A 6,865-nucleotide genomic window follows, 5' to 3' on the forward strand; every position below is an offset into this window, starting at 1 on the left:
CAAGGAGCAGCCGTGAACAGTCTGATCTTCAAGCGGTGCGGATGCCGGGCCCCTGTCCTCAGCGAGGACGGGAACATCGTCAAACGGCAGCTGGGCGGGTCCTGCTCGCAGCTCAAGCGCGCCGACGGGGCCTGGAACCCGGCACACGGTACCTGGTGGTTCCACCTGGAGGTTCCCGATCCGGCCACCACGAAGCGACCCGTGATCCGCGGCGGCGGCCATGCGACCCGCAAGGACGCCGAGGCCGCCGTCGACAGGGTCGCGGACCTGCTGGCACTCGCCGAGTTGGACGCTGAACCGGACGTCACCCGCGTCCTCATCGCCGACGAGATCCGCAAGGCGATCAAGGCCAGGGCCCCGCTACCTGAGCCCGACACTCTGCGCACGCGTCTGGCCGCCGGCGTCGCGGTGTCCTGCGACCTGACCGTCGAGCAGTACCTGACGAGCTGGCTGAAGGCGAAGAAGCAGGTGCTGCGCCCGACCACCTACACCAGCTACAGCCAGCAGGTCCGCGACTACCTCGTCCCCTACCTGGGGCATTACCGGCTGGACAAGCTGCGCGCGGTCCACGTCCGCACCGCGTTCGAGAAGATCGCCGAACAGGCCGAGGAGATCGCCGCGAACAACGCCGCCCGGCACGCCGTCGCGGCAGCGGCGAAGAAGGCATGGCGCAACCACAACGCCCCGGCGGCCCGCGCCGCACGAGCCAAACTCGCCGCCATGCCCGGCTTCCGCCGCCCGGTCCGGGCAGCCAGCATCTCCCGCATCCGCGCTGCACTGCGCTCGGCCCTGACCGACGCGGTGAACGAGCAGCTGATCACCGTGAACGTCGCCAAACTGATTCAACTGCCGTCCGGCAAGCCGCAGAAGCCGAAGGTGTGGACCGACGCCCGCGTCGAGGAGTGGCGCAAGACCGGCGTCGTGCCGTACCCGGTGATGGTGTGGACCGCCAAGCAGACCGCCGTGTTCCTGGAACGTGCCGCCCGCCACCGGCTGTTCGCCCTCTTCCTGGTCGCCGCGCACTGCGGGCTGCGCCGCGGCGAGGCGTGCGGACTGCGCTGGCAGGACGTCGACCTGAAGAACGGGTCGATCGACGTCAGCCAGCAGATCGTGCAGATCGGCTACGACACCGCCGTCGGCGACACCAAGTCCGAAGCCGGACAGCGCAACCTCATCCTCGCCGACCCCGTCACCGGCGCGCTGAAGAAGCACAAGGCGGCCCAGCGCGACGAGGCGAACGAGTTCGGCGACACCTGGCTGGACACCGGCCTGGTCTTCGTCAACCGCGACGGCACCCCACTGCACCCGGCCCGCGTCAGCGACCTGTTCGCCCGCCTCTTGCGCGAGGCCGGACTCCCACCGATCCGCCTGCACGACGTCCGCCACGGCACCGCCACCCACGCCCTTACCGCCGGCGTGGCGATGAAGGTCGTCTCCGACATGCTCGGCCACTCCAACACCGCCATCACCGCCGACCTCTACACATCCGTCGTCGACGAGGCCAAACGGCACGCCGCCAACGCCATCGCCGCCCAACTCGGGCACTGACAGCAACGAGTGCAGGTTCTGCGATGTGTGACCCCGCGCTCGGCTACAGCTGAGCGCGGGCGACCATCCTGCTGATGAGTGCCCCAGCCTGCTCGGGACGCCCATCCAGCCATCCCCTCAGGTGCTCTCGGACGGCTTCCCGGACACATGTGCGGACGGGGCCGTTGCCCAGCACGCCGCGGGTTGAGCCCTGGAGCTCGGGGTGATCCAGTCTCACTGCCACCACCGCGGTCATGCCTTCGCCGATCCGGTTGTCATCGAGATCGGAATCTGTCTTCGGCAGCAATCGCTGTTCGCGGGCGTAGGCGTTCATCGCATCCGCGATACCGTCGCGCAAGCCCCGCTCGTGTGTGCCGCCGTGGGTGGTCCAGCTGTTGACGAAGCTGTGGATCCGTTCCTCGGGGGAGTCGGTCCATCGCCACGCGATCTCCATCTCACCTTCCATGCCCGGATTGTCGAGCTCGAAGCCGACGATGTCGGGCGCCGACGGTTCGCCGTCCAGGTAGGCGACGAAGTCACGGACCCCGTCCGGAAACCGGAACCGCATTGACGTGGGCTCGGCCGGATCGCGTTCGTCGATGAGGGAGATGTCCAGAGTCCGGTTCAGGAAGGCCAGCTCCCTGAAGCGGTCCGCCAGCGCTTCCAACGACTGCTCCATCGTCTTGAAGACCTCGGAGTCCGGCCAGAACATGAAGGCCGTCCCGCTCCCGGTCGTCGGCTCGGGCGCCGTGGCCGGAGTGACGGCGACGCCCCGCGCGTACTCCCACACCGTGCTGACCCCGTCCTGCCGCACTTCGGCCGTCATACGGCTGGACAGGGCATTGACGACGGACAGGCCCACTCCATGGAAGCCAGCTGTCACGTCGTGGCGGCCACGTCCCCCGTAGCACGCCGTGAGACGGGTCAGCGGCACGTCGAAGCCGTCCGTGAGAACACCTGTCCCGTCGTCGGCGACGCCCACGCCGCCGTGGGGCATGAGCGTCACCTCTACGCGGCTGGCACGGCCAGCCAGGATCTCGTGCGCCGCGCGCTCGACGATCTCGAGCACCAGGTGCCGAAGACCGCGCTCGTCGGTCGACCCGATGCACATGCTGGGCCGCTTTCGAACCGCTTCCAACTCCTCCAGAACCTGGATGTTGCTGGCGTCGTATGTCATCGCGTCGTCGCTCACAATGCCTCCTCGAACGGAGTTCAGCAGAGGCTCGAAGGCTACCCTCGATCTCGATAAAAGGCCAGGTAAAAGCATGTGTGGCGACGGCCGGAGCGGTCTTGTGGGCGCCTCCCGGAAGGGTGCCGTCCGCCCCACCCGGAACCGCGTCGAAATCGCGCCGACGTGCTCGCCGATGTCCCACATGGGGTAATTCTCGGCGGACGTCAGGGCACGAATTTCGGCTCCCGCCAGAGCTGCTGAGGCCGAAAGGCTGATGCCTGCGGCCATGGCGGTTCGAGACCAGCTTCTGCGACGAAGCCTTGAGTAGGTCGGTACGGTATGTGATGTGCTTGAGCTGGGACTTTGCCAGCAGTGCCAAGGCATCCAGGCAGCGGGTGGCGAGGTTGCCCAGTGTCCCTTGAGGTTGCTCCGGAGTCCCTCCGCCGGGTTGGTCTCCGGGCGTAGGCGGGGAGCTGGAATACCGTCAACCACGCCGGCTCGGCGATCAACCCGATCATCACCATCGAGACGTGTGCGTTCAGACTGTCCCAGAGCAACAGGCTTTCGCGAATTTCCGAATCCATGTCAAGCATGCCCTGATCTGAACCTTAACCGGGAAATTTCCGTTGCCGTGGGCTGGCGGTGACCGCAGGTGGGGGTATGCGGCCCGATGGCCAGCGTGACGCTGAGGGGCACGGGCGGCACAGCGACCTGCGGTTCTCCACCAACGGGCGGGCGGGCCCGCTGGTGCGGGCGTACTCTAAGAAGGCAGGCAAGAAGGGTGTGATCGAGAGCCGTGGTTGTGTCTGGCGAGCGAGCACCATAGGACTGACAGCCCCGCTGGTGTCCCCCACGGAGAAGATCGCTCCGACGCATTTCGGGGGATCGGCGGGGAGCCCTGATGGAACAGCTAGAAGCTGTACGGCAAGTAGATCGCTATGTGCATGAGAGGCGCGTCACCGACCAGGCGTTTGTCGGTTGGGGCCTCTACTTCTTCCTTCTGTCGTGGGTCACCCTTGGCATCTACCCGATCGTGATCTTCTACCGTCGACTGAACCGCGCGGACCTCTTCAGAGATCGGCGCCTTCACTACTACAGCGCTGTCATAGACTCGTCGGCGCAGTACGCCGAGGGGCGCGGCGAGTACGGTGCCGCTCACGATGACCTGGACGACCTGCGGCGCTTCGTCAAGGAGCGCTTCGAAGACGAGCACAAACCGATCAAGGCAGGCCTGTCGGTTTTCCTGTCCTTCGTCACAATCGGTATATATGGCTTCATTGCCATCTACCGCCTTATGCGCTTCTGGTGGCAGATCCAGCTCACCGAACAGGACTTCGACGACAAGCTCAGCATCGTCTGGACGAAGCTCGGGATCATCCGATATCCCATCACCTTCGAACCCGTCCCAGCACTGAACCGCAGCTTCGGTCTTCACTTCCTCCTCTCCTGCGTCACGCTCGGGATCTACGGCATCATCTGGGACTACCGACTTCACACTGATCCAGAGAAGGTTTACCCCGAGTTCCACTCCACCGAGGACGCAGTCCTCAACGCTCTTCGGAACACCGCTCCGGCCGCCTGATACTGAGCCCAAAGGGCTGATGTTCGTGCGCCGCGGCGGTTCGAGTCCGGTTTCGGCGACGAATCCTTTGAGCAGGTCGGCGCGGTATGTGGTGCGCTTGAGCCGGGATTTCACCAGCAGGGCCAGGGCGTCCAGGCTGCGGGCGTTGAGGTTGCCCAGTGATCCTTTTGAGGTGGCTCGAGAGTCCCTCCACCGGGCTGATCTCCGGGGCGTAGGCAGGGAGCTGGACACCGTCAACCACGATCACTTGTCGATCAGCTTGTCTATCGCCGCCGACACGTGCGTGTTGGGATTGTCCCAAACAAGCACAATATTCCCGCCGAGCTGCTGGTGCGCCCCGTCGACCAGGGCAGCGAAGCCCTTGCGTCGCCGGTAGGCCAGGGCGCGGTAGATGTATCGCACCTGGTTCGGGCGTTGCAGATGGAAGGCGATCAGCCCGGCGGCCGAGACCTGCTTGCCTTGTGGAACCGGGACAGGAAGCCATACTGGCCCTGCCCTTGACGAACGCGAGACAACGACCAATAACAGGGAAGTTGTACTCCTCGTCGGACGAGCGAGTGTGGAGACGAACCGCGACACCCTCGACCAGGTCCCGAAGCTGTGCGAGAACATTCTGGGACAGAAGGCCACGCTGGCCTGTCAGCGAGTTGAGATTCCGGCAAATCTTCTCATACGTGCCCCGGATGTGCTCACCGACCGTAGCCATGGGTTTTCAGCTCCCGTTCCGCTGATCCCATCCCAGACGCCCATGGATGGCCGGCTGCTTCCTGGGTGAGCGCCCTAGCGCTCGACGACATGGCTCATTTAGATGGGGACTCGGCACGGCCTACCTTTCTGCTGACTGCAGCGGGGACCGGACCCAATGATGAGTCACGTTCAAGACAGAGGCGACTTGAGAGGGCTTCCGCTGGCCGAGCCGTCACAGCCGGTCGGCGTCGGCGGCGGCCTGGGTACGAACGCGTCCAGGAACCGGGGCGAGGCCACATCCGGCCACTCGCGGTCGTCTTCGTCATCGGATGCTTCATCGACGACGGGGCTGCCGTCTGTGGCGGTGATAGCTCCGACCACGTCCTCCGCTTCGGCGGTCTCCTCGTCCTCGATGTCGCTCTCATACTCCTGGTAGAGAAGCGCGCAGGAGTAGATCCCGGTCAGCAGGTTCTCCAGCAGGTCGATTGCGGGCCGGGAGGTGCCCAGCGGCGTGGTGCGGATCTTGGCGACCAGTCCCTCGAGCAGGTCCGCGTCGTCAAACCCCTCTGCACTCTCGACGGCCTCGGAGAGCGCATCCATGAGTCCGGGCAGGTTCGGCAGCTGGCCCTCGGCGATGGCGATCGCCTCGCCGATCAGTGCGGTAACCGCGTCGTGGGGGCTGGCTCCGGCCTCCATCATCTCCAACACCAGCGTCGGGGACGCGATCGGCACCGCCTCGATGTCGTCGGCGATCTCCACGATCTGCGTGACGTCATAGCCGGATGCCTCGGCGGTCACCGTAGAGGCGGCGTGTAGCCAGTGCGCTGCCGCGACCGCCGCCGACGTCGGGTCCACGGCCATGAACAGTCCGATCCCTCCCAGCGGGTGGGCGCGCAGCAGTGCGTCGGGAGCTGTGACCTGTGGTGGGGAGGCTGAGGTCCGCGAAAACGTCACCGCCTGCGCCGCCCGGTCCGACAAGTCGCCTAGCTCGGCCCGCTCGATCTCTGCGGCGACGTCCGTCAGCACGGCGGCGGTGAACGGCCCGCGCCGATCGCGTGCAGCGCCCGTCCCAGCCGGTGCGCGCTCTCGGCGACCGGGTCGAAGGCGACGAGCAGGCCGCCGTCCTCGTACGGAAGGTTCGGCTTGTCGATGATAGCGAGGACCTGGCCGAACTCTTCGCGGCTCAGCTGCCGGCGCCAGCCCTCGGTGTTGTCCGATAGGTCGTCCCCGGCGGCTTCAGCCGGATGGGTGTAGCACCGCCACAGGACCCGCGACAGCACGTCCAAGCATGCCGCCACGTGCAGCGCAGCATCCTGCGACAGGTCGGTCGGCAGCGCCGCCACGTGAACCCGACATCGCCCGCGCCGGTCGCATGCGCCGCTCGACGTCCACCGCGTACCTACTCACAGGGCTTCCACGGGTTTGAGAATCGACTTCGCTTCCGCCCCTCGATTCTGCTCCATGGGAGCCACTACCGCTGTGAAGTGCGGAAAAGTCAGAACCCTCGAGGCTGTCAGGGCACCCGAACCGGCGAGAGCACCGGGCACTCGCGGACCGGAAGCCACACGGCGATACCACGTGAAACGGCCCGTGACCACACGGACTGCGTACGGGTGCTACCACATCGCTACCACACGCCCTGTTTTCGACGACTTTAGCCTCGAGTCGGGACAGCAAGAGGCCCCCTACTTGCGATGGTAGAGGGCCTCTGACCTGCTGTTTCATGTGCCTAACATGAGTGCGCACGAAGGGATTCGAACCCCTAACCTTCTGATCCGTAGTCAGATGCTCTATCCGTTGAGCTACGCGCGCTTGCGACGTTGTCGATAGTACACGTCCGATGGCGTGTGTCGAAAATCGATATCGGTGGGGGGTGTTTTGGCTGGTGGGTGGTGGGG

The 6,865-nt window shown here is 65.7% G+C and carries 6 protein-coding genes and 1 tRNA gene; 2 read left to right on the plus strand and 5 right to left on the minus strand.

Translation table 11 applies throughout. The features are described 5' to 3' along the window. Positions 1–12: 12 nt before the first annotated feature. Complete coding sequence (locus tag IZR01_RS29975; RefSeq protein WP_194925833.1) at positions 13–1,548, plus strand: tyrosine-type recombinase/integrase; 1,536 nt, start codon at positions 13–15, stop codon at positions 1,546–1,548. A gap of 43 nt (positions 1,549–1,591) precedes the next feature. Here IZR01_RS29975 and IZR01_RS29980 read toward each other — a convergent pair whose 3' ends face one another. Next, the gene (locus IZR01_RS29980; RefSeq protein ID WP_228560515.1) at positions 1,592–2,902 is read right to left on the minus strand and encodes an ATP-binding protein; all 1,311 of its coding nucleotides are present in this window, start codon (positions 2,900–2,902) and stop codon (positions 1,592–1,594) included. A 697-nt stretch (positions 2,903–3,599) separates the two neighbouring features. On the opposite strand from IZR01_RS29980, the gene IZR01_RS29985 reads away from it, so the two are divergent. Then, positions 3,600–4,280 carry a DUF4234 domain-containing protein gene (locus IZR01_RS29985; protein WP_194925834.1) on the plus strand — a complete coding sequence of 227 codons (681 nt, stop codon included), beginning with the start codon at positions 3,600–3,602 and terminating at the stop codon, positions 4,278–4,280. A gap of 243 nt (positions 4,281–4,523) precedes the next feature. Here the strand turns inward: IZR01_RS29985 and IZR01_RS51150 are convergent, their stop codons facing one another. The 4 genes from IZR01_RS51150 to IZR01_RS30005 all read right to left on the minus strand — a co-directional run bounded on the left by IZR01_RS51150 (position 4,524) and on the right by IZR01_RS30005 (position 6,779). Continuing rightward, positions 4,524–4,802 carry a hypothetical protein gene (locus tag IZR01_RS51150; protein ID WP_228560517.1) on the minus strand — a complete coding sequence of 93 codons (279 nt, stop codon included), beginning with the start codon at positions 4,800–4,802 and terminating at the stop codon, positions 4,524–4,526. A gap of 354 nt (positions 4,803–5,156) precedes the next feature. Continuing rightward, positions 5,157–5,993 carry a hypothetical protein gene (locus tag IZR01_RS29995; RefSeq protein ID WP_194925835.1) on the minus strand — a complete coding sequence of 279 codons (837 nt, stop codon included), beginning with the start codon at positions 5,991–5,993 and terminating at the stop codon, positions 5,157–5,159. Beyond that, complete coding sequence (locus IZR01_RS30000) at positions 5,987–6,310, minus strand: hypothetical protein (RefSeq protein ID WP_194925836.1); 324 nt, start codon at positions 6,308–6,310, stop codon at positions 5,987–5,989. The genes IZR01_RS29995 and IZR01_RS30000 overlap by 7 nt, the downstream gene beginning before the upstream one ends. A 396-nt stretch (positions 6,311–6,706) precedes the next feature. Continuing rightward, positions 6,707–6,779 (minus strand) — tRNA-Arg (locus IZR01_RS30005). Positions 6,780–6,865 lie beyond the last annotated feature (86 nt).

This window comes from Catenulispora pinisilvae (genome assembly GCF_015356865.1).
GTDB lineage: Bacteria > Actinomycetota > Actinomycetes > Streptomycetales > Catenulisporaceae > Catenulispora > Catenulispora pinisilvae.